The 23,957-nt window shown below is 34.7% G+C and carries 23 protein-coding genes; 14 read left to right on the top strand and 9 right to left on the bottom strand.

Going from position 1 to position 23,957, the window contains the following annotated elements:
- Positions 1 to 274: 274 nt before the first annotated feature.
- From NST60_RS03695 to NST60_RS03685, 3 genes are all read left to right on the top strand, one after another.
- Positions 275 to 1,471: a GTP-binding protein gene (locus tag NST60_RS03695; protein WP_169188228.1), complete on the top strand. Its 1,197-nt coding sequence runs from the start codon at positions 275 to 277 to the stop codon at positions 1,469 to 1,471.
- 349 nt (positions 1,472 to 1,820) lie between these two features.
- Complete coding sequence (gene rpsN, locus NST60_RS03690; RefSeq protein ID WP_016204093.1) at positions 1,821 to 2,090, top strand: 30S ribosomal protein S14; 270 nt, start codon at positions 1,821 to 1,823, stop codon at positions 2,088 to 2,090.
- Positions 2,091 to 2,127: 37 nt separating this feature from the next.
- Positions 2,128 to 2,376 (top strand): type B 50S ribosomal protein L31, encoded by a 249-nt coding sequence (locus NST60_RS03685; RefSeq protein WP_101730213.1) that lies wholly within the window; start codon positions 2,128 to 2,130, stop codon positions 2,374 to 2,376.
- Positions 2,377 to 2,524: 148 nt separating this feature from the next.
- On the opposite strand, the gene NST60_RS03680 is transcribed toward NST60_RS03685, so the two are convergent.
- The 6 genes from NST60_RS03680 to NST60_RS03655 form a co-directional block, all read right to left on the bottom strand.
- Positions 2,525 to 3,301, bottom strand: a complete 777-nt coding sequence (locus NST60_RS03680) for a VOC family protein (RefSeq protein WP_016204091.1) — start codon at positions 3,299 to 3,301, stop codon at positions 2,525 to 2,527.
- Positions 3,298 to 4,104 (bottom strand): pyrroline-5-carboxylate reductase family protein, encoded by an 807-nt coding sequence (locus NST60_RS03675; RefSeq protein WP_016204090.1) that lies wholly within the window; start codon positions 4,102 to 4,104, stop codon positions 3,298 to 3,300. Before NST60_RS03675 ends, NST60_RS03680 begins: the two co-directional genes overlap by 4 nt.
- Positions 4,105 to 4,234: 130 nt before the next feature.
- Positions 4,235 to 5,056, bottom strand: coding sequence for a MetQ/NlpA family ABC transporter substrate-binding protein (locus NST60_RS03670; RefSeq protein ID WP_101730211.1), 822 nt, complete (start codon positions 5,054 to 5,056; stop codon positions 4,235 to 4,237).
- Positions 5,053 to 6,087, bottom strand: coding sequence for a uroporphyrinogen decarboxylase family protein (locus NST60_RS03665; RefSeq protein WP_224427952.1), 1,035 nt, complete (start codon positions 6,085 to 6,087; stop codon positions 5,053 to 5,055). The genes NST60_RS03670 and NST60_RS03665 overlap by 4 nt, the downstream gene beginning before the upstream one ends.
- Before the next feature lie 47 nt (positions 6,088 to 6,134).
- The gene (locus tag NST60_RS03660) at positions 6,135 to 6,791 is read right to left on the bottom strand and encodes a methionine ABC transporter permease (protein ID WP_016204087.1); all 657 of its coding nucleotides are present in this window, start codon (positions 6,789 to 6,791) and stop codon (positions 6,135 to 6,137) included.
- A complete protein-coding gene (locus tag NST60_RS03655) occupies positions 6,791 to 7,804 on the bottom strand; it encodes a methionine ABC transporter ATP-binding protein (RefSeq protein WP_016204086.1) in 1,014 nt (337 codons plus the stop codon). Before NST60_RS03655 ends, NST60_RS03660 begins: the two co-directional genes overlap by 1 nt.
- Before the next feature lie 299 nt (positions 7,805 to 8,103).
- Here NST60_RS03655 and NST60_RS03650 point away from each other — a divergent pair, with 299 nt between their 5' ends.
- Complete coding sequence (locus tag NST60_RS03650) at positions 8,104 to 9,000, top strand: fructose bisphosphate aldolase (RefSeq protein ID WP_341098192.1); 897 nt, start codon at positions 8,104 to 8,106, stop codon at positions 8,998 to 9,000.
- A 306-nt stretch (positions 9,001 to 9,306) separates the two neighbouring features.
- On the top strand, positions 9,307 to 11,370 hold the full coding sequence (locus NST60_RS03645; protein ID WP_341098191.1) for a methyl-accepting chemotaxis protein: 2,064 nt from the start codon (positions 9,307 to 9,309) through the stop codon (positions 11,368 to 11,370).
- A 489-nt stretch (positions 11,371 to 11,859) separates the two neighbouring features.
- Here NST60_RS03645 and NST60_RS03640 read toward each other — a convergent pair whose 3' ends face one another.
- Together NST60_RS03640 and NST60_RS03635 are read right to left on the bottom strand one after the other, a co-directional pair.
- Complete coding sequence (locus NST60_RS03640; RefSeq protein ID WP_169188232.1) at positions 11,860 to 13,107, bottom strand: DUF438 domain-containing protein; 1,248 nt, start codon at positions 13,105 to 13,107, stop codon at positions 11,860 to 11,862.
- Entirely contained in the window at positions 13,100 to 13,348 is a 249-nt protein-coding gene (locus tag NST60_RS03635) for a DUF1858 domain-containing protein (protein ID WP_016204082.1), read from the bottom strand. Before NST60_RS03635 ends, NST60_RS03640 begins: the two co-directional genes overlap by 8 nt.
- 337 nt (positions 13,349 to 13,685) lie before the next feature.
- On the opposite strand from NST60_RS03635, the gene NST60_RS03630 reads away from it, so the two are divergent.
- The 8 genes from NST60_RS03630 to NST60_RS03595 all read left to right on the top strand — a co-directional run bounded on the left by NST60_RS03630 (position 13,686) and on the right by NST60_RS03595 (position 20,950).
- On the top strand, positions 13,686 to 14,129 hold the full coding sequence (locus tag NST60_RS03630; protein ID WP_016204081.1) for a PTS sugar transporter subunit IIA: 444 nt from the start codon (positions 13,686 to 13,688) through the stop codon (positions 14,127 to 14,129).
- 17 nt (positions 14,130 to 14,146) lie between these two features.
- The gene (locus NST60_RS03625) at positions 14,147 to 14,434 is read left to right on the top strand and encodes a PTS sugar transporter subunit IIB (protein ID WP_016204080.1); all 288 of its coding nucleotides are present in this window, start codon (positions 14,147 to 14,149) and stop codon (positions 14,432 to 14,434) included.
- 21 nt (positions 14,435 to 14,455) lie between these two features.
- Positions 14,456 to 15,718 (top strand): PTS ascorbate transporter subunit IIC, encoded by a 1,263-nt coding sequence (locus NST60_RS03620; protein ID WP_224428379.1) that lies wholly within the window; start codon positions 14,456 to 14,458, stop codon positions 15,716 to 15,718.
- Positions 15,719 to 15,790: 72 nt separating this feature from the next.
- Positions 15,791 to 16,378 carry an SIS domain-containing protein gene (locus tag NST60_RS03615; RefSeq protein ID WP_169188233.1) on the top strand — a complete coding sequence of 196 codons (588 nt, stop codon included), beginning with the start codon at positions 15,791 to 15,793 and terminating at the stop codon, positions 16,376 to 16,378.
- Between the two features lie 86 nt (positions 16,379 to 16,464).
- Complete coding sequence (gene dapA / locus NST60_RS03610; RefSeq protein ID WP_169188234.1) at positions 16,465 to 17,364, top strand: 4-hydroxy-tetrahydrodipicolinate synthase; 900 nt, start codon at positions 16,465 to 16,467, stop codon at positions 17,362 to 17,364.
- Positions 17,365 to 17,377: 13 nt separating this feature from the next.
- Entirely contained in the window at positions 17,378 to 18,010 is a 633-nt protein-coding gene (locus NST60_RS03605) for a ketohydroxyglutarate aldolase (protein ID WP_169188235.1), read from the top strand.
- A 146-nt stretch (positions 18,011 to 18,156) separates the two neighbouring features.
- The gene (locus tag NST60_RS03600; RefSeq protein WP_341098189.1) at positions 18,157 to 20,238 is read left to right on the top strand and encodes a BglG family transcription antiterminator; all 2,082 of its coding nucleotides are present in this window, start codon (positions 18,157 to 18,159) and stop codon (positions 20,236 to 20,238) included.
- A gap of 145 nt (positions 20,239 to 20,383) precedes the next feature.
- Positions 20,384 to 20,950: a hypothetical protein gene (locus tag NST60_RS03595; protein ID WP_341098188.1), complete on the top strand. Its 567-nt coding sequence runs from the start codon at positions 20,384 to 20,386 to the stop codon at positions 20,948 to 20,950.
- 297 nt (positions 20,951 to 21,247) lie between these two features.
- On the opposite strand, the gene NST60_RS03590 is transcribed toward NST60_RS03595, so the two are convergent.
- Positions 21,248 to 22,021 (bottom strand): DeoR/GlpR family DNA-binding transcription regulator, encoded by a 774-nt coding sequence (locus tag NST60_RS03590; RefSeq protein ID WP_341098187.1) that lies wholly within the window; start codon positions 22,019 to 22,021, stop codon positions 21,248 to 21,250.
- A gap of 470 nt (positions 22,022 to 22,491) precedes the next feature.
- Here NST60_RS03590 and iolA point away from each other — a divergent pair, with 470 nt between their 5' ends.
- Positions 22,492 to 23,952 (top strand): methylmalonate-semialdehyde dehydrogenase, encoded by a 1,461-nt coding sequence (gene iolA, locus NST60_RS03585; RefSeq protein ID WP_341098186.1) that lies wholly within the window; start codon positions 22,492 to 22,494, stop codon positions 23,950 to 23,952.
- The last annotated feature ends 5 nt before the right edge of the window (positions 23,953 to 23,957 follow it).

Below are 23,957 nucleotides of genomic sequence, written 5' to 3'. Positions count from 1 at the left end.
TCGACTCCTGTGGGAGCTGCGAGAAAGCCCGAGACCCCGGACGTAGTGTGACGAGGAGGCTTGGCGCTCGCCCCATGGAAAGCGAGCGGACGCCTCGAAAAACAAATCCATCATCTTATGTTTAAAAAGTGGCTATTGCCCATCATCATTAACTAGCCAGTTTTTCAGTGCCCTCGAACCGTCCCCTTGATTCCCTTGCTTTTTTTTATTAATGGGTTTATTATATAAATCGTAATGATTACGATTTGTGTGAAATCAAAAAAGGAGTGAGGAAATGAGAAAAATACCGGTAACTGTGTTAAGTGGTTATTTAGGAGCTGGAAAGACGACATTGCTGAATCATATTTTACATAATCGAAATGGACTGAAGGTTGCAGTAATTGTGAATGATATGAGCGAGGTGAATATTGATAGTGAATTAGTGCAAACAAAGGGTGGTTTTTCCCGGACAGAAGAGAAACTTGTGGAAATGTCAAATGGATGTATTTGCTGCACATTGCGTGAAGATTTGCTTGTAGAAGTGGAGAGGCTAGCGACTGAAGGCGATATTGATTATATTTTAATTGAATCATCTGGAATCAGTGAACCTATTCCGGTTGCACAAACTTTTTCTTACATAGATGAAGAGATGGGAATAGATTTAACTAAATTTTGTAAATTGGATACGATGGTAACGGTAGTTGATGCAAATCGTTTTTGGCATGATTACGAATCTGGAGACTCTTTACTTGACCGAAAAGAAGCAGTTGGGGCTGATGATGATAGAAATGTTGCCGATTTACTAATCGATCAAATAGAGTTCTGTGATGTGCTAATTCTTAACAAATGTGATTTAGTAGCAGCAGATGATTTGGATAAATTAGAACAGGTTATTAGAACGTTACAGCCAGTTGCCAGAATCATTCGTACAGTGAATAGCGAAATAGATCCACAAGAAATCCTAGATACGAACCTTTTTGATTTTGATCGAGCAAGTGAGTCTGCAGGTTGGTTACGAGAATTAAATATTGGTCCAAGCATGCATACACCAGAAACAGAGGAATACGGTATTAGCTCGTTTGTTTATTCAATTAAAAGACCGTTTCACTCGGAACGTTTTAATGATTGGTGTCATTCAATGCCACTTTCCATTGTAAGAGCGAAAGGAATATCTTGGTGTGCGACTAGAAATAATCTTGCTTTGCTGTTATCTCAAGCAGGGCCTTCAGTGACTATCGAGCCTATTTCCTACTGGGTTGCATCACTTCCAGAGGCTAGACAACAGGACATTCTCAGCGTTAATCCGTCTTTGAGAGAAAATTGGGACCCTCAATTTGGTGACAGACATACAAAGCTTGTGTTTATTGGAATGGATTTAAATGTGGAGCTTATCAAAAAGGAATTGGATGAATGTTTATTAACGGAAGAAGAGTTTCATGGAGATTGGCATCAATTAAGAGATCCATTTTATTGGCAGCTCCAAGCAAGATAGATGATGAATAGAAGCAGAAAACTTGCAAATCGTAATGATTTCGTTTTATGATAGATAAGTGTTTTTGAAAGGCTGTTTTCTAAAGGATTATTGTTTTTTCAATAGAAAAAAAGAATTAGTTGGAAAAATGGAGCAGCCGGAATACACGTAGACTCCTGTGGGATTAGCGAGACAGCCTGAGACCCCGGAGGCGAAGCTGAGGAGGCTCAGCGCGAGCCCCACGGAAAGCGAAGTGTATTCCGGCTGCGGGTAATAGCAACAAACTTTACCAAAACAGCCTTTTGAAAAGAATACTTGTATTTAGTAAATCGTAATGATGGCGATTTAGGATAAAGGAGGAAAAGGAACTTTGGCAAAAAAATCAAAAGTAGTAAAAGCGAGAAAAAGAAGAGAAATGGTGGAGAAATATGCTGAAATTCGCAAAGAGTTGAAAGAAAAGGGCGATTATGAAGCATTAAGAAAACTACCTAGAGATTCTTCGCCGACGAGATTGAAAAATAGATGTGAAGTTACTGGAAGACCAAGAGGCTATCTCAGAAAATTTAAGATGTCTAGAATTGCTTTTCGAGAATATGCACATAAAGGACAACTACCTGGTGTGAAAAAATCTAGCTGGTGATTAAAAGATTTAAATCAACTTATAGGAGGACTATATAATGAAAAAAGGAATTCATCCGACTTATCAAGAAGTTGTATTCATGGATGTTAATAGTGGGTTTCAATTTTTAACAGGATCGACTAAACAATCGAAGGAAGAAATTGTCTGGAAAGATGGGAAAAGCTACCCTCTAATAAAAGTTGAAATAAGTTCCGATACCCATCCTTTTTATACAGGACGTCAAAAATTCTCTGATCGAGGCGGTCGAGTAGAGCGGTTTTATGAGAAGTATAAAAATAAGCTCTAATTTCTAAAGGATGTTAGTACTATACAAAAATAGAAACAGAATTGTCCCGAAAAGTTTTTAGACCATACAAGCTATATTTTAACTCAATACATATAGTTTGTTACCTTTTTGGGACAATTCCACACTTAAATTAAATGGAGAGGTAGAGTTATTCTATCGATTTAAAGGTATAAGTTCCTTCTCCTATCGTGAGTGATTTATTTTGAAGCTGTGGAGATTCAGTTAAAAGAATGATTTCAGTTAGCTGATTGAAAGAACCTTTCTTAAATAGAAAGCTTTGTTCTCCGATCGATAGAGTAGCTACAGTGTCAGAAAAATTGATACTGTTTAAGTGAAATATCTCTTTCCAATGTTCAGCAACAGCTAATGGATCAGATACTGTAAATATTGCTTGGTGGATAATCGTTTTACCAGCAGGATGATCTTGAATAACCCCTGAAGATTGCAGTGATTTTAAACGCTCTGAATCTGTGCCTTTCCATTGGATTACAAATGGGTAAGGTAAACCTTGAAAAGAACCGTCAATCGTCATCATTTTCCATTCGATTAATTCTCCCTTACTATCTAATCGTTTTCCAGCCATAATTGGGGAAAGGGTGAGCCCTGTATCTCTTAATCTAGCAGCTATTTCCTCTATATTATCTGTACGAAGGGCAACTCTACTTAGGGCTTCATGCTCAGGCAGATATTGAATAGCATCTTTTACTACTCTGTTCGGTTCTTTAACGTGTTTAACTAAATCTCTATTTTCAATTCCTAAGAATTCAATATAGGTTAAATCAAAGTAACTAAGAGAGTTGTAGGTTCCCCATTGTTTATGAGATCCGCCTCTAAAAGCAATTAAGTTTTTTTCTTTAAATAAATCAATTGGTTCTTCTATGTCGTTAACATAGTGAACAATATGATCCCACTTTACTTTTGTCACTTTGTTTCTCCTCCTAATTGAGATGTTCGTTTAACAGCAGTTAAAACACTACTTTGTAATCCAGCAGCAAAATCACTTTTATTTAGTTCAAATAACGCATTAATTCCAACCCCGCCAGGTGAATTATTAATATCTAATAATTGTCTTGGATGTTTTCCTGATAACTTTAACATTTCAACTGCACCATTCATGTTTTCTAAAGCAACTTTCCAAGACAAGTCTCTTGGCAAACCTGCTAGAACACCGGCATCTGCTAATGATTCAATAAAATAATAAATATAGTTTGGACCTGCAACCCCGTAACCAGTAAATATATCTAATAAGGATTCATCCATGTATTCCACTTTACCAAAGCCATTTAAAAATGAATCGATTTTGGTTTTATCAGCAAGCTCATTTAGTGTAGCAGCACTGTATCCAAATCCAGTATCTGTTAACGTATTAGGGATAACACGAGCAAGGGCAAATCGGTTCTGTAAATAGGATTCAAGTTTTTTTAATGTAACCCCAGCAACAATGGAAAGGATGGTAGCAGTCTGATCGGCATATTGATCAATTAGACTACCAATCGTTTTGATATCATCTTGTGGTCTTACCCCAATAATAATGAGATCCGCATCCCTAAAGCCGCTTTTTTCATTAAAAACCACTTCAATTCCATACGTTTCAGCAAGATATTGTAGGCGAGAAGGATCGATATCAAAAACAGTAATTTGTTTCTCCTCTACAATTTTGTTATGAATAATAGCCCGAATAATTGCTTCAACCATTTGTCCTCCACCGATAAAATATATCTTTTTCATGATTTAAGCTCCTTTTTTATTGGGAAAATTAGTAGTCATTTTAAAAATGTTTGCATAAAACAATGGATAGAATCTATCCTGTGCCAGTAAATTTAACCTACACAGGAAAGATATTAACAGCACCTATTTTTTATTTCCAAGCATCTAACAGAATGAATCCATCATATTTCTCTTGTGATTCCATATAAGACTTAAATTTATCAGACTCGTAGGCATCTTTTAAATCTTTAGCCCACTCAGTATCTTTATCCGCTTCATTAATGGATACAATAATACGATGTTCTTCGGGTGTGTTTTCAATTTTTAAGGCATCCGTAATTTTTTTACCAGCGCTTGCGATGTAATTACCATTTACTACTCCATAGTCAACATCCTGTAAAGAAACTAAGATTTGAGCGGGATCTAAAACTTTAATATCAATATCATACTTATCCGCTTTAACACTATTTAAATTAAAATCAGTCGTACCCGCATTCTCATCAACCTGTATCCATCCTAATTCTTCAAGAATGCGTACAGCACGCTCTTGGTTTACGGGGTCATTTGGAACAGCAACTGTCGTTCCATCTTTAACTTCATCCAATGATGTATGGTTAGTAGAATATAACCCTTGAGGAGCGCTCGGGACAAAAGTGATTCCAGTCATGTTTGTATTAAGTTCTTCATTGATACCATTCATATAAGCAGTACTTTGAAATACACTTGCATCAATAGAGCCTTCCTTCATGGCAGGGTTTACTTGCATGTTTTGGCTAAATGTTTTAATCGTGACATCATATCCTTTGTCCTCTAAAATCGGTAGAATCCCGTTACGAAATTGTTCTTCATATGTCCCGACACCGAAACCGACTGTTATTTCTTTCTTGTCTTCTCCAGTAGTTGATTTGTCTTTTCCACAACCTCCTAAAATAAGAAGTAATCCGACTAAAATAGTAATTAATATTTTTTTCATTTTGTGATCTCCTTTTCTGTAATGGATTTTCTAAATGCATACAATGATTCTTCCGTAACGTTAAGTGGAATGGCACAATTAGGAGCAACAATAAATGGTTTATTTTCCATCAACTTAAGAGCATTCTTCGTCTCGTTTGTGATTGTTTTAACATGATTCTCTGCAAATAAATGATGATCCACACCACCAACCACGGTTGCTTTTACATTTGCTAATAAACTTGGATTCCCTGTGGCTTTTGTATCCCAACTTATCCCTTCTATAGGGTAATCATTGAATTTTTCAGGCTGCGCATTAGGTCCGCAAGTATGTAAAATTCTTTTTCCATTTTGGGCAGCTTCTAAAACGATTAAATCATATGGTCTAGAGAATTCATTAAAGGCAGCTTCATCAAATAAATTAGGATTAGCTGTGCCTGTTACTGCATAAAAAAGACCGTTTATTCCTACTCTATCTAATTCTTGAACATACTCAGCGATAGTTAGCACGATAACATGCAAAGCATGATGTACACCAGAACGGTTCTCTACAAATAAGCTTTCAAATGTAACAGGAGTATCTATACCAAATACTGTTTCATATACATATGCAGACCTACCTGCAATAAAAAGTAATACAGATAGCGGAGAAAAAATAGTCTGTGTTAAGGGTATTTCAGGTAATTCAGTTCTAATATTTTTGCAAGCTGCTAGTTGTTCAAGTAAAGAAGAAGATTTGAACACTTTTCTTGCTTCTAATTTCCATACATCCGAAGGTTTGGGTAGTATGGTAGTTAATTGTCTCGGAAAGACAGAATGATAGTCTGTAAAGTCGTATTCATTTCCCCAAATTTCTGCAAGATAAGTAGCTCTAGGATTAATTTTAACCCAATCCCAATTGTATTTTTTTGTAAAGTTCACTGTTGAACTTGTTAAATCATTGGCATTTTGTTCTTTATCAATAAAGTGTCTCCATCCACTTATAATCGGACGATCTGCTTTTTCACCGGATAGAAGGGCATTAAATCGATCCTGTTTTGTCCAAGTTCCCATACTTTATCTCCTTATCTATATATTTAAAATGAAAGGTCTATTCTTGTTTAGTTACGTCTTGCTTTTCGTGCCAAGAAGTTACCAAGTGACTGTATTCCTTGAACCATAATAATAAGGACTATGACTGTTAGCACCATTACAACCGTATCGAATCTTTGATAACCATAAACAATCGCTAAATCACCTACACCACCTCCACCAACTGTTCCAGCCATAGCAGTTGCACCAATTAAACCAATTGTTGCGGTAGTAATAGAAAGAACTAAAGAACCAACTGCTTCAGGTAATAGAAAATACCAGATTATTTGTAAGGGAGTAGCTCCCATTGATTGAGCGGCCTCGATAATTCCTGGATTAACCTCTAAAAGAGAGTTTTCTACTAATCTGCCAATGTAAGGGGCGATATAAATGATTAGCGGAACTATTGCAGCAGCAGTTCCAATAGATGTTTGTACAATTAATCTAGTAAATGGAATAATGGCCACTAATAAAATAATAAAAGGAAGGGATCGTAAAATATTTATGATTGGATTTAATAGGGAATAGATTATTTTATTTTCCAATACTCCTCCATTTCTTGTTACAACTAATAATATTCCTAGCGGGATTCCAATTAAGGATCCAATAAATAGGGAGAATCCAACCATATAAAGAGTATCAATTATAGCTTGAAAAAATTGATCCAAAGTAATATTAGTAGTCATTACGTATGTACCTCCTCAAAAAGAACATTTTTATTTTGAAGATAGGATAGGGCATGTTGAATATTCGATGATTCGCCATTTAATTGAATAATCATATTACCAATTGCAGTACCTTGAATTTCCGTCATATTTGCATAAAGAATATTTAATTTGAGGTGATGATGATGGATTAGTTCATAGATGATTGGTTCTGAAGCTGTTTCTCCAATAAATTCAAGTTTAAAAGTTTGATGTCTAAAATCAACGTTATTTTGCAGGCTAGTTGGAACTTTTGCATGAATGACAGTTTGCACAAAATTTTTAGTTGTTGGATGTTGTGGTTTTCCAAACACTTCAAGGACGGTTCCAACCTCAATTATTTTTCCTTTTTCCATAACTGCTACTTTGTTACATATTTCCTGAATAACAGCCATTTCATGTGTAATAATCATAATCGTTATGTTATATTCTGCATTGATTTTTTTTAATAACTGTAAAATAGATTGTGTTGTTTCAGGATCAAGTGCAGATGTTGCTTCATCACAAAGTAAAATGGATGGGTTGGAAGCTAAAGCTCTAGCAATTCCAACGCGTTGTTTTTGACCACCTGATAATTCGCTTGGATAACTGTTTGATTTATCACTTAATCCGACAAAATCTAGCAATTCCGTTACCCTTTTTTTAATCTCTTGTTTCCCTTTCTTTTGAAGTACTAAAGGGATAGCTACATTGTCGAAGATCTTTTTTGATTCCAATAAATTAAAGTGCTGAAAGATCATTCCAATTTGTTTTTTTGTTTCCCTCAGTTCCTTTTTATTAAAATTGGCTAAAGATTGACCATTAACGATGACTTCTCCTTTTGTTGGTATTTCTAAATAATTCACAAGGCGAATTAGGGTGCTTTTTCCTGCACCGCTGTATCCTATGACACCAAAAATATCGCCTTTATTTACTTTTAAATTAATTCCTTTTAAAGCTTCTACTGTCGTATTCTTGCGCGTATAAGATTTATGAATGTTCTTTAATTCAATCATAGGCAAGTCCTTTCTAAATATTATTTTTCAAAAAACAGAAGGATGGTAAAATTCAGAATAATAAATTCCGACTATTCCCATTGATAATTAAGATAACGCTAAATGGCACCTTTTTAAATAGGTCTAAAGAACTATTCTTTTCGAAATTTACTTTTTTAAAAGTGCTTAGTTGAAACTAGGACTAAACCATAAAAAGCTAACTAGAATTATTTAAAGAATAATAATAATAATGTTTTAACTTCTCCACGAATGTGAATAATTTAAGTAAATCATTCATATTAAGAGGAGGATAAAATAAGATGAACAACCAATTGGAGAAAATGAAAACAAAAAAGGGGTTTATTGCTGCATTAGATCAAAGTGGTGGCAGTACACCAAAGGCTTTGCTCCATTATGGAGTAGCGGAAAATACTTATACAAATGAGGAAGAAATGTTTGATTTGGTGCACCAAATGCGGACAAGAATTATTACTTCTCCAGCATTTGATTCTGAGTATATTCTTGGTGCTATCTTGTTCGAACAAACGATGGATAGCAAAATAGAAGGGATGTATACGGCCGATTATTTAGCAGAGAAAAAAGGGATTGTCCCCTTTTTAAAAATTGATAAAGGGCTAGCAGAGCTCACAAATGGGGTTCAGTTGATGAAGCCAATCACAGATTTAGATGACATACTCCGTCGTGCGAAAGAACGTCATATTTTCGGAACCAAAATGAGATCTGTCATAAAAGAAGCAAATCCAGAAAGCATTAAAGCAGTTGTGGACCAGCAATTTGAAGTAGGAAAGCAAATAATTGCAGCAGGATTAGTACCAATAATTGAACCAGAAGTAGATATTAATAGCCCGGATAAAGAACAATCGGAAGCTATTTTGAAACGGGAACTATTAAAACACCTCCATAACTTGAAAGAAGATGAGAATGTCATGTTAAAGTTGTCGATTCCAACAGTTGCCAATACGTATAAAGAATTAACCACTCATTCAAGGGTTATTCGCGTAGTAGCTCTGTCTGGCGGATATAGTAGAGAAGAAGCGAATCAAAAATTAAAAGAAAACGACAATATAATTGCAAGCTTCTCCAGGGCCCTAAGCGAAGAACTAAACGTCAATCAATCAGAAGAAGAATTCAACAACACCCTAAAAGAAGCAGTTACCTCTATTTATGAAGCATCTACTGCAAAGACAGGGAGATAGAGAATCAGGGGGACGGTTTTAGTGATTCCTATTAGGATTTAGTGACAGCTTAGTGGTGTCTTCTAAATCCTTCACAGTTATAATAGCATCTAAATAAAACGGGATTATTATTTTCTGATAAATTGTTCTAAAGACACGGTGATAGATGTAAATAAGTGATATTAGAAATAATACTTTCATTCTTAGAGAAAAAATTCACCTTTTTTCTCTATTTTTTTTGGAAAATAATTTTCCAGAGAGAATAGTCCTTAATAATAGGCAGTTACCCCCGATATATAAGTGAGAAAAACCTATTGGAGGAAACAGATGAAAAAAACACAGCAGAGAAGAACAGGCATCGCGAAATCTATGATTATCTTCATTATTCCCGTTGTATTGGTTTGCCTTAATATTTTTTCAGCAATTGGCTATATATTTTCAAAGCAAGTAATTGTTAATCAATTAGATGAGCAAATGACAATAAAGCTGAATGAAACAGCAGCACAGGTTAATGAGATTTTAGCATTGGAAAAAAGCGCTGCGAGAAGTATGGCAAAAGCAATTGAAGTGAATAGTGATAATTTAACAGAACAAAATTATAATGAGTTATTAACTAATTATATTTCGATGTATGATGAAACATTTGGAATGGGAATATGGTTTGAAAAAGATGCCTTTCCAGAAAAGGAGAAATTTGCACCATATGCTTATCGTAATGGTGATAAGATAGTAACCGACGATTCATACACAACAGGAGATATCGATATATGGTCGACAGAGTGGTATACAGTTGGTAAACAGATTGAGGGAGGATGGACAAAAGCTTACTTTGATCCTGCCACAAATGTATCGATGGTAACAGCAGCTTATCCAATTAATAAGAGCAATAATCAATTGCTTGGTGTAGTTACTGTAGATGTTGATATTAGCAGCATTCAGAAACTTATCGACGGTTTAGAGATTAATTATAATGGAAAAGCAATTCTAATAGATTCAGAGGGATATTTTTTAGGCGGCGTTGATCATACGCTCTTATCAAATACCAATATAGCAGATCAAGATAAGTCACCATATGCTGCTGTAACCGACGATTTGATAACAAGCGAAAGAGGAAAAACACAATATACAGAAGAGGGACAAAAATTCAGCTTTTATTACTCCACTCTCCCTGATACTAATTGGAAAATAGGAATAAGCGTTAGTGAAAAAAATTTATTTGCTAGCTTAAATCAGTTAGGGATTACTTTTGCAGTTGCAGTAGTGATTGCAACAACTATATTAACGATTTTGATTGTTATATATTCTACTAAAATGGGTAGAGTTGCTAAAAAATACAGCGGATTTGCAGAGTCTATTTCACTTGGAAGATTAGAAAATCAGTTTACCAATAAAGAGTTGAGCAGAAAAGACGAACTCGGCGATATTGGAAGAGCTCTTTCGATTATGCAAGAAAAACTAAAAGATGTAATTGGAAATTTTCAAAACAATGCTGAGAATATTGATAATCATGCGAAAAATTTATCATCTTTCTCACAAGACATTAGCGCCACTTCTGAAAATGTTGCCTCCGCTATAGCGGATGTGGCAGATGGTGCTTCAGCCCAATTTGAAAAATTAACGACCATAAAGACAGTTATTCATCAATTTGCAGACGACTTAAATAATATGGATCAATCAGTTACAGGTGTAAATGGATCAGCAGACTTGATTATGAGAATGGCTAAAGATAACAGTATAGAGATGGAGCAGATGATTCAGTCATTTGAAAAGCTAAATCAAACGTTTCTGGAGTTAATTAATCGTGTAAATGCATTAGGGGGTAATATTAGTTCTGTTCAAGCAATGACAGAACTCATTCATTCCATTGCTGATCAAACTAATCTGCTTGCATTAAATGCGGCAATAGAAGCAGCAAGGGCAGGAGAGGCAGGGAAAGGCTTCTCTGTAGTTGCCAATGAGATAAGAACATTAGCAGAAAAAAGCAAAGATTCTTCCGAAAGAATTGATTCGATTATAAAAGGGGTATCACTAGATACTAAAAATATGGTTGGCACAGCGGAAGAAGTTAACAAGGACCTTCTTCAACAGAAAGAACAATTAGGCAGCACTATCCATTCCTTTGAAGAGATCTTAAAAGCAGTAGAAAGTATGATACCAGAGATAATAAAAACGAAAGATGCGTCAGTGAAAATTCAAAATGAGAAAGAGATTATTTTAGAAGAATTGGAAAATACATCAGCCATTTCTGAAGATGTAGCAGCTTCAGCAGAGGAAATATCTGCATCAGCAGAAGAAATGTCTTCAGCGACAATCGAAGTTAGTCATTCAGCTGTTAGTCTAGGAAAAATGACAGATGAGATGAAGGAAAAAATCAGCTTCTTTAAAATGTAAAATAAGAGACGGGCTGTCCTGCAAAGTCTACTACATAAACCACTTGGATTTCTAGGTGTATGAGGAGAAATCCAGTTATGAAGTTAGATTTATATAGGACAGCTTTTATCTTTATTTATCCCACTCTTAATAGGCAATAAGACCACCACTGATAGAAGTTTTCTTATGGTCTCAGACTGTCTCGCTAATCCCCGTGGCGTCTTCGTGTATTCCGGCTGCTCTGTTTAACCAACTAATCATATTTCCTCTTGTAAAAAAGTGTGCGAAAGCAGCCCCCCGGAGGCAAAGCTGAGGAGGCTTAAGCTTAGCCCTACGGAAAGCGAAGTGTATTCTGGCTGTGGGGAATCGCACTAAACTTCATGGGAACATCCTTTAAAAAACAAATAAAAAAACCAAACAATTATACGGAACTTTCATTAGTAGCTTCGTATAATTGTTCGATTTATCCTTGGCTGGAATACTTATGTCCCAGCCCCTTTCCTTATTTCATTAACCAAGAATTCTTTTTTCCCCGTCTATTGCTTGGATAGGTTGGATATTTTGGGTGAATTCTAAAGTTCCAATATATTCATTTTGTTCATTTCTTACGGCAAAATAACGTATATATACATATTTATCCTTGAATTTAATCCAGAAATCTTCACAATCTTTTTCTCCAGACTTAAATTCTTCTAATAATTTTTCCACTACATGTACACTTTTAGGAGGATGACAGTTTTGAACAGTACGTCCGATAACGGCTTTTGTTCGGGCAAATATTCTTTCTTTGCCATGAGAAAAGTACCGCACAACATCGTCTTTATCAATAAAGGTTATATCCACTGGCAAATGATTTAGCATTAGCTCTAGCTGTTTGACAGAAAGAATGCCAGTTTCTAAATGAATCAGTCCATCTTCTATCATATCTATAGAGGTTTTCTCTTGTATAGATACTCGCTTTGGAATCCATTTTTCTACTGGTTTAATAAAACAATAGCCAATTTCTTCGCTTTCGGTTGCAATTTTTATCCATTCATCTTCAGTTAATGTACTTTGGGCCATCGGAAATAGAATATTCTCTTCTTTGAAAATCATTTCAGTAGTTTCCTGAATTATAAAGTAAATATTATTCAGAATGTCTTGTTTGTCTCCGTGATAATCTTCTAATTGTTGTTTTGCTAATTTGATAGCATCACGAATTGTATCATCTACTCCCCACATAACCTGGGTAGGTCCATAAATACCGTATTTTTCAAGAAAGGGAAATAGTAAATTTTCTTTGCGGCTATAGTGTTTATCGATATCTAATAATAGTTGTATGTCCTCCAGAAGTTTTTGGACATTTTCTGGAGAATCATCTTTTTCAAATCGTTCATAATGAAGCTGAAGCTTGAAATTTACCAATAAATCAATTTCTTTATTTTCATGTTTAAAGGTATGAATTGGATGTCCAACTTCTTCTTCTAATTTTTGGGAAGAAGAGGCATGAATATCATCAATGGATCCTTTAAATACTGCTGTGTGCACAGAACATAATCGTTGTACTTCTTCAACTGGAATCCCTTCTTCTTCCATAAGAGCTTGTTCAAGCTGGGAAATTTCCGATACAGAAATATTACCAACGGCATTTTCAAATTGAGCTTTTACTTCTTCAACTGACTTGCCAGCATGTAAATCTTTGATGATTTCTTTTAAAAGCCGTTGGCGTTCGGAAGCTTCTTTTTTTAATTCTTTTCGATTGTTTATTAATTCACTCATACGTGTCCCTTCCCTCTTCCATAATCGTAAACCCATGATCTATACAAGCTTGTTTTACTGTTTCTATTGATATTTTTCTCATGCGACATCCTTTAGGAATGGTCATGATTCGTCCTGCGGTTTGCATCATACGAGGGTCCGTAATTTTTTCAAAGCCTACCTCTTTTAAAACGTTAATTAATTCTGGATAAGTGGTTGTTAATTCTAAGATGGTTCGATTTAAATCTAATACTTTAGTCAATCGATAACACCTCTTTTAGTGATAATTATTCTCAATGGAAGTATAACAAAATAATCGGATAAAAAATGTGATGGAAATCACATTTTTATAAAAATTGATGTTTGAAAACGTGCTTACAGGAAGTTGTTTTATTTAGGTTCATGATTTGTTTCAGCAGTCAACAAAATAAGAACTCAATGAGCATTGAAGGAGAAAGCGCTTCAAACTACAATTTAATTAAAGGTGATCACTTTAAAAGATGTGAGAGATGGAGGGAAAATATTTTAAAGAAAGTATAAACGGAGAAAGATTATCAAAAGAAATGGATAAGTAAAGTGTTTGTAAGGAGGTAGTGATATTGTTAAACAATATCTTAGAAGAAGAATTAATCCAATTAAATGTAAAGGCGGATAATTGGGAGGACGCAATTAGAAAAGGTACACTACCTCTCGTAGTGAAGAACAAGGTTACAAAAGAGTATGTCAATAAAATTATTGAAATTGCCAAGTCGATTGGACCTTATATTGTTATTACTAAGCATGTTGCATTACCCCATGCTCCTGCGGAATTTGGAGCTAATGAAACAGCAATAGGGATCACTACATTGGATCGTCCTGTTAACTTTGGAAATGAAGCCAATGATCCAGTGAAGTATTTATTTTGTTTAAGCGCAACAGACAATAATAGTCATTTGGAAGCATTGGCAGAATTAGTAAAGTTATTGGAAAATGAGGATTTTTTTAAGCTATTAGATACTAGCAACAGTCCGAAAGAGATACTTTCATATATTAGTACTATTTAACTAAAGGGGCGATTTTTATGTATAAAGCATTAGTAGCATGTAGAGCAGGCGTTGGTTCAAGTTTGATGCTAAAAATAAAAGTTAATGAAGTGGTAAGAGAAAATAAACTGCCTATACAAGTAGAACATTCTTCATTAGATGGTGTACCTGGATTTGATGGTGAATTATTAATTACTCTTGTGGATGTCGCACAGGAATTAAGTAATAAAGGGATAAAGCAACATATTATTGGTATTGCCAATATTGTCGATAAAAAAGAAATTTTTGAGAAATTAAATAAATTTTTACAGGGAATAGAAATTTGAAAATAAGGAGCTGTTGGATAGATGATGCAATTCATTATTAGCTTATTTAGTAATCCGGCAATTATTTTAGCATTAGTTGCCTTGGTTGGATTACTAGCACAACGAAAAGCTATGACAGAAGTAATGACAGGTACATTTAAAACATTGATTGGATTTCTGATCTTTGGAATTGGTGCGAGCACAATGACAGCAGCACTAAAAAACTTTAACGTATTATTCCAAGCTGGCTTCGATTTGACAGGGGTTGTTGCCTCACCTGAAGCTGCGACAGCTCTTGCTCAATCTGAGTATGGTTTTGTAGTATCATGTACTTTAATTTTAGGATTTGTTATGAACTTAGTTTTTGCAAGAATTACTCCGATGAAGAATATTTTCTTCACAGGGGGACACAGTTTATTCTTCGCTTGTGTATTATCCCTAATAATTAAATCTTATGGATACTCAAATACAGTTGCTATTGTTCTTGGCGGGATTATTTTAGGTTTTTGCTCTGCTGCTTTACCGCAATTATGTCAGCCTTTTATGCGAAAAATTACAGGCAGTGATGCTACCGCTATAGGGCATTTTAATATGTTAGGTTATGCATTATCAGGTAGTATTGGAATGTTATTTAGCAAACATCAAGAAAAAAGCACAGAATCTATTAAATTTCCTGCTTGGTTATCCTTTTTTAGAGATTTTCTAATGGGGATGGCTGTTATTATGCTGATTCTTTTCTATGTATCTACTCTAAAGGCAGGAAAAGATGTTGCGCAAGAATTAGCTGGTACAACCCATTGGTTAGTGTTCCCCTTAATCCAAGCATTTATGTTTACAGCAGGTATGTCGATTTTAATGACAGGCGTACGTATGTTTTTAGCTGAAATTACAGCGGCGTTTGTGTCTATATCAGAGAAATTTATACCAAATTCTCGCCCGGCCCTTGATGTACCAACAGTATTCCCATTTGCACCTACAGCGGTAATTGTTGGTTTCTTGTCTGCTTATATAGCTGGACTTTTGGCAGTATTTATTATGGTGTTTTTTGACTTCCCAGTTGTTATTATTCCTGCTGCTCATATTGCTTTTTTCTCAGGGGGAACAGCTGCGGTTTTTGGAAATTCAACAGGGGGTTGGAGAGGGGCAGTTGCAGGATCGTTCGTTGTTGGATTATTATTAGCACTCTTACCAACAGTGCTTTATCCTGTGTTTGCTGGTATGAATATCGAAGGATCTACCTTCCCGAATATTGACTACAATATTACTGGTATGCTCCTGAATAAATTTTTAAGCTTTTTCCATTAAGTTTAGTTAGCAAAGATGTAAGTGAGTTAACATGTTGTTGATAACGAAAATCAAAAGGAAAGGAAAAGAGGAATGAGTGAGGCAAAGAACTACTTGGAAGCTATACAAGAAGAAATGAGTCAATTAATTAACCATATTTCGATTGCTAATTTAGAAGAAGCGAAGTCATGTATTATTAATGCTAGAAAAAAAGGAAAACGATTACATCTTACCGGCATTGGAAAACCTAGTTATGTTGCACGCTATAGTGCATCCTTATTATCCTCCACTGGAACGCCAGCCTACTTTTTAGACGGTACAGAAGCTATTCATGGTTCGTCAGGTCAAGTTGTTGAAGGGGATATTGTAATTGCAATATCCAATAGTGGAGAGACAGATGAATTAAAAAAGACGCTTCAAACTTTAAAGGAAAATGGAGCAATTATCATTGCCATTACAGGGAACCTTCAGTCCTCGATTGCTCGACAAAGCGACTTTGCTATTTTTGCAGGTGTATCCAAGGAAGGTGACAGTCTTAATAAGCCTCCTAGAGCATCCATTGTTGCTGAACTACTTATATTGCAAACCCTATCAATACTACTTCAAAATGAAATTGGGCTGGATGCACAAACTTATGTAAAGTGGCATCCCGGAGGAACCCTTGGACAGTCCATTAAATAAAAGTAGAAAAATGCGCAGGCTATAGATAGAGAAATTGTTTCTATAGCCTATCAAACAAATAGTTTAATAGTAGAAGAGGTGGAAAAATGAAGCCTAGTGGAATCATTACTGCGATGGTTACTCCTTTTGATAAGGAGCAAAAAATTGATAGACAAGCGACATGTGATTTAGTTAATCGTTTAATCTGTTCAAAGGTGGCTGGATTATTTATTCTAGGTACGAATGGAGAGTTTCATGTATTATCTAGAGACGAAAAAGTAGAATTTGCATCTATTGTCATAAAGGAAACAAATAAACGGGTTCCGGTCTATATAGGAACTGGAGGAAATAGCACAGCAGAAGTTGTCTTTTTATCTAAAGAAATGGAAAAACTTGGGGCAGATGCACTTTCTGTTATAACGCCATATTTCCTTTCACTAACAGAAGAAGAATTGTATCAACATTATATGAAAATAGCTGAATCTGTAAGTATTCCAATTGTACTGTATAATATTCCAAAAAATACTGGTATTCATTTAAGTTCACAATTAGTAGCACGACTGGCTAAGGTTGATAATATAGTAGGAATAAAAGATAGCAGCGGTGACATTGAAAATATTAAAAATTATATTAGCGTGACAAAAAAAGAGGTTTTCTCTGTTTTATCTGGGTCAGATTCTTTAATATTAAAAGCTTTGGATGAAGGAGCAACAGGAGCAATTGCAGCAACATCGAACCTTTTAACTAATATTGATGTTGCCATTTATAAGCATTGGCAAAAAGGAGAAAGACAGAAAGCAGAAGAAGCTCAGCAAAGTTTAGAAGAACTGCGCCGAGTCTTAAAGCTCGGTTCCATTCCGGCAGTCTTGAAAAAAGCAATGGAGATTGCAGAAATTTCTGTTGGTGCGGCTAGGTATCCTGTTCTAGAGCCTAAAGGTGAAGTGGTAGAAGAAATTAGCTCAGTGGTAACAGCTTATCTACAAAAATATCATAAATTATCGTATTAAGGGGCTTTTACTAATGTATAAAAATAATATTCTCAATCGAATGGAAAAAACAGCAATTATGGCTATTGTAAGAGTAGAGACATTAGAACGTGCTTATGAAATTGCAGATGGCTGCTTAGCTGGGGGAATAGATGTATTAGAAATTAGCTACACATTGCCAAATGCAGGAGAAATAATAAAAGGCTTAAATAAGAAATATGGGACACGCTTACTAGTAGGTGCAGGTACAGTATTAGATACAGAAACGGCAAGACTAGCCATATTAGCTGGTGCGAAGTTTATCATCGCACCAAATTATAAAGAAGAGGTTTGTAGAATATGCAATAGGTATCAAGTACCGTATGCCCCAGGCTGTACAACCATTTCAGAGATGGTTGATGCTATGGAGTCAGGAGCTTCAATGATTAAAGCATTTCCGATTTCTAACTTTTATGGCTCACAGCTTGGTACAGTTTTGAAAACACCGATTCCTTATATGCCTATAATGGCTTCTGGAGGAGTGTCTGCTGATAATATAATAGAGTGGTTTGAAAATGGGATAGACTGTGTAGGAATCGGTGGCTTGTTAACGAATGGAACATCAACACAAATTGAACAAAATGCAAGAGAACTTGTAGAAAAATTAAGGGAATATCGAAATGATTAATTATATAGAGAAAAAAGAATTTGTCATACAAGAGAGAAATAATTAATGAGAAGCAAGTTACACCAATCAACTAATTAAAAAAAGCATTAAGATATTCTCGAATAAGCCGGATTCTCTTCTATTATTATTAAATGGAGTGAAGTCATTTGCTAGATGAAAGAGCATACATCATTATCCAAAAAATTATGGAACGCCCATTTATAGAAAAGCAAAATTTACAAGAGCAAACGAAATTAACGCAAAGACAAATTGATTATAGCTTGGAAAAAATAAATAGTTGGTTAGAATCACATAAGAAAAAACCAATCGAAATAAATAGCTATAATCAAATTTCTGTTGATTATGAAACACGGGAACTATTAATAAATGAGGTATCCAATACTATTCCAGTTGATGAATATGTATTAAGTAGTGAGGAACGTATGCAATATATGTTTCTCTATCTTTTCATAAACATAGATTACCTATCCATAAACCATTTCATTGATGCTTTAAAAGTTGGCAAAACAACGATAATGAGTGATTTAAAAGCTTTAACATCTAAATTACAACGTATGGGAATTTCCTTGGAATACAATCGGAAGCAAGGATATCATCTGGTAGGGAATGAGAGTGAGATTCGCTATTTAGGATTAAAATTAATCGTAAAAGAATTAAATACAAATAATAACACAAAATTATTTGGCTATTTTTTGCGGGAAAATCAACTGGAAAGCTATGCACATATGAAACAGATTGTATTGTTTTATTCGAACAAACACAATATCATTTTTATCGAGAATAGGTTAACAGAATTTATTTATTCCTTTCTATTATTAAAGACAAGATTACAAAAAGTAGAATCTCTTCATTTGACCCATAAATGGAGATCGATTAAATCTACAAAAGAATATAATTTTGCAGAAGAATTATTATCATTTTATCATATAAAAAAGGAAGAAAATATTTGTTATTTAACATCTTGGGTATTAGGTCTAACATTAGGTGAGGCTGATGAATATCGCGAAGACTATCCCCTCGTTATGGACTTAGTGGAACATATCCGAATGCGATTTGAATCTTTTTCGGGAATTCGCTTTGAACATCCAAGAGAAGTGTCTAAGCAAATTTTTAGGCACTTCCGATCCGTTTATTACAGGTTGCTTTTTCATTTACCGATTGTTAATCCACTCTATGAGAAAATCATAGAGGAATACAATAATCTATACACTATAGTTAATGAAACGTTGAAACCACTTAGCGCACTATTCAAACATCCTATCCCTGCAGAAGAAGTTGCGTATTTGACAATTCATTTTGCATCTTTATCAAGAAATGAAAGAGAAGGTAAGGCAAACAAAAAAGTAGGATTAATTGTTTGCCCAAATGGAGTTGGTAGTTCATCTATTACACATACTGTTTTGAAGTCTATTTTTCCAGAATTCGCTTTTTTAGCACCTATTGAAACAGAGCAATTGGATAAAATAGATGTCGATTATGATTTGTTATTTTCTACTGTACCGGATATTCGCTTATTCTATACCAAAAAACCCGTTTTTATTGTAAGTCCTGTAATGGACACAGCAGAAAAATACCGGTTAATAAGAGATGTTTACACAGAGCTAGGGAATTCCTTTTTCAAATTACCTAGTGTAGAACTAATTACTCAAATTGTGGAAAAGTATGCAGTGGTGAAAGAAAAAGAGCAAATGAAAAGAGAGTTATATGAATACTTCGTAGTAAATGAAAAAGTAGAACTAAAAAAAGATCAAGGACCAAAATTGAGTGAGATTATCTCTCCAGAGCTTATTCAGTTGCACGTATTGGCAAATAATTGGGAGGATGCCATTCGTTTATCTGCATTACCATTGTTACATGAAAAAAGAATTACAGAAAATTATATTCAGAAAATGATAGAAAATGCCAGAAAAGATGGTCCTTATATGGTAATAATGCCAAACGTTGCGCTTCCCCATGCAAGACCTTCGGATGGCGTAAATCAATTATCGATTAGTATAGCTGTTTTAAATGAACCAGTATATTTTGATAAATATACTAATAAGCCAGTTCGATTTGTATTCTGTTTGGCAGCCATTAATCAGGAATTTCACTTAAATGCTCTTTCGCAGTTAGTTCAACTGTTGGAAAAGGAGGAATTTTATCATATTTTAAAAACAAGTAAAACTTCCCAAGAGGTTTTCGATTATATATGTTGCCAGGAGAAAAGAAATGTAAAAGTTGCTCCATGAACAGAAAGAAGGCTTTTAGCTTTACAGGAATGCAAGGCACCAAATAAGATAAGTTGGTGCTTTGCGTTATTGGTGACTGTATTTGATAGAGGATGACAGTGTGGTAAGGAGAGAGTATACTATTAAAAAAAGGGGGTGAGTAACTATGGAAAAACTCTTACATCGAATTCTTGATAAAATCGAAACGTTAGACGAAAAGGTAACGAATCTGGATACTAAGGTAACAAATCTAGACGAAAAGGTAATGAACTTGGATATAAAGGTAGCAAACTTGGATGAAAAGGTAACGAACCTGGATACAAAGGTAGCAAATTTAGATGAAAAGGTAACGAGCCTAGATACAAAGGTAGCAAATTTAGATGAAAAGGTAACGAGCCTAGATACAAAGGTAGCAAGTCTAGATGAAAAGGTAGCAAATTTAGACGTAAAGGTGGGAATACTTGACAAGAGAATGAATTCAGTGGAAACAACAGTAGGTGCAATGGTACCAAAAGTGGATTCTATCGATTTAAGACTATCTTCAGTAGAAGATAATCAACTAATGTTTGCTGCAGAACAGAGTGAGATTAGAAAAGAAGTAGGTTTTTATTATGGTAGTTTAATGAAGAAATTAGATGAAAATAAAACAGAGCTAAGTAGCGAAATAAAGCAAATATCAACGATACAAAAACAACACCAAAGTGTACTTGAGTATTTAAATGAAAAGCAATAAAGAAAATATTATGATCTAGAAATTCCCCCATTAATTGCCTCATCATTCTATAAAATAAACTTCATTATGCATTTCATATCTTAATTATTATAACAACCGAGTACCATAAATATAGAAGTAGATGAATGACGAAAGAGTACTCAGTAATAGGGAGTGACTTTCGTTTTTTTATCAGCAATCCCCTTGAAGATATGATAATTCTTCTTTCATTAATCTAAAAGTACTCAGTAGAACGGTTCCTGTGATTTCCTGAAAAAAGGGGAATCACAAGAACCGTCCTTATGATTCCACCTTATTTTACTTTGCGATGTTTTCTGGGTTCGCCACAACGATTTCGATGTTGTTTTCTTGGGCGAATTCTTTGTATTCGTTGTTTGGTGGTAGATCAGTTACGATATAATCTACCGCTTCTAATCGGCAATAGGTCATTAGGGCATATTTTTCGAATTTTTTATGATCGGTGAGTAAGAAAATTTGTGAACTTCTGTCTACTACATTTTTCTTAATTTCACTTTCCAGCGGAGAAGAGTTTGTGACTCCATTGGAAATAGATATGCCGGTAGATGCCATAAATGCTTTATTAATATTATATTCTTTAATAATATCTGTGCTTTTAACACTTGCAAACGATTTAGTATTTCGCTGTAAAAGTCCACCTAATGTAATGATATTCAAATTTTCGTACGGTAAGGCACGAATAATAAAATCTAAATTATTGGTAATGATGGTTAACTGTTTATGTTTAACATAGTCCATCATTTCCAGAGTTGTTGTACCACTATCGATAAAAATGATGTCTCCGTTATCTACAAAACTAGCAGCTGTTCTTCCGATTAATTCTTTTTCACTTTTATTTTGAACTTGTCTTTCGGTAAAAGAGACTAATGTACTATTATTAACTGCGACTCCACCGTATACTTTTTTTAATTCGCCTCGATCCACTAATTCTTGTACATCTCTTCTAATCGTATTTTTGGATACTTTAAACACTGTGACTAACTCGTCTAAGGAAACGGTTTGATGTTCAAATACATAATCTTGTATTTGCTTAATTCTTTTTGTTTTTAACATATTATTCATCCTTTGTTTAGGTTAAATTTTGGTTAACGTAGATTCTATTTCTTATGTTATCTATTTTTGATAATCATAAACAATGGTCTTTTACAACTTCTAGAAAGATTACTGGATTTATATATTGATTATACCAAAAAATAATCAAAAGTTCATCAAGAATTAAATTATATTGATTAATTTTTTGTTTATCAGTTAGTATCTTCCTCTATATATTGTTTAAGTTTTCCAAAAAAAATAAAAAATATCGGTTAAAATTATTGACTGAAAGCGTTGTACATATTATGATGTAATCATAAGTTATCAAAACTTAACCAAAAGATAATAACGAAATAGTTAAAAATACACTTGATCAATCAAATAAAGTAGCGGAAATCAGTGGTTGAGTGATTTATTTTAATAAATGGAAAATTATTTTGGTTATGTTTTGGAATAGGAAAAACGAAGTGGATAGTAGGAGGGAAAAGTAAATGACTGTTGAAAAACTAAAAAATTATATAAACGGAGAATGGGTAGAGAGCAAAACGACTACATATGAAGATGTTTATAACCCAGCGACAAAAGAAATAATCGCACAAGTCCCAATTTCTACAAAGGAAGATATTGATTTTGCAGCAGAAGTGGCAAAAGCCGCATTTGAAAAATGGAAAAATATTGCGGTTCCACGCCGAGCTAGAATTCTATTTAACTATCAGCAACTATTAACTCAACATAAAGAAGAATTAGCTCAGTTGATTACAATTGAGAATGGAAAGAACTTAACAGAAGCACTTGGTGAAGTGCAACGTGGCATTGAGAATGTTGAGTTTGCAGCGGGAGCCCCTTCGTTAATGATGGGTGATTCGCTTTCCTCTATTGCGACAGATGTAGAAGCGACGAATTATCGCTATCCAATTGGAGTAGTTGGTGGTATTGCACCATTTAACTTCCCGATGATGGTTCCATGTTGGATGTTCCCAATGGCGATTGCTCTAGGAAATACATTTGTTTTAAAACCATCTGAACGAACACCATTATTAACGAAGAGATTAGTAGAATTATTTACAGAAGCAGGGCTTCCTAACGGCGTATTTAACATAGTGTATGGTGCACATGATGTAGTAAACGGAATTTTAGAACACCCAGAAATTAAAGCGATTTCGTTTGTTGGTTCAAAACCAGTTGGTGAGTATGTGTACAAAAAAGGAAGCGAAAACTTAAAACGTGTTCAAGCGCTAACTGGGGCGAAAAACCATACGATTGTATTAAATGATGCGAATTTAGAAGAAACGATTACAAATGTTGTGTCTGCTGCGTTTGGCTCAGCTGGAGAACGCTGTATGGCTTGTGCAGTAGTAACGGTTGAAGAAGGAATTGCAGATCAATTTATGGAAGCATTAAAAGAGAGAACAAAAAATATTAAAATCGGAAACGGCTTAGAAGATGGTGTGTTCTTAGGACCAGTTATCAGAGAAGAGAATAAGCAACGAACACTTAGCTATATCGAAAAAGGAATTGAAGAAGGTGCTAATCTTGTCTGCGATGGTAGGGAGACTGCGCCAGATGATGGATTCTTTGTTGGACCAACTATTTTTGATAATGTGACAACAGAAATGACAATCTGGAAGGACGAAATTTTCGCACCGGTTCTATCCATTATTCGTGTGAAAAACTTAAAAGAAGCCATTGTGATTGCTAATCAGTCTGAATTTGCAAACGGAGCATGTTTGTTTACTTCTAATGCATCTGCCATTCGTTATTTTAGAGAAAATATTGATGCAGGTATGCTTGGAATTAACCTTGGAGTTCCAGCTCCAATGGCATTCTTCCCATTCTCTGGCTGGAAATCTTCTTTCTATGGAACGCTGCATGCTAACGGTAAAGACTCAGTAGATTTTTATACACGTAAAAAAGTAGTAACAGCTAGATATGCGAAACCTTCTTTTGAATAATAGCA

It is taken from the genome of Niallia sp. FSL W8-1348 (assembly GCF_038006745.1).
GTDB lineage: Bacteria > Bacillota > Bacilli > Bacillales > Cytobacillaceae > Niallia > Niallia alba.
Note: the sequence above shows the minus strand (reverse complement) of the source record. Positions and strands in the feature narration are given on the sequence as shown.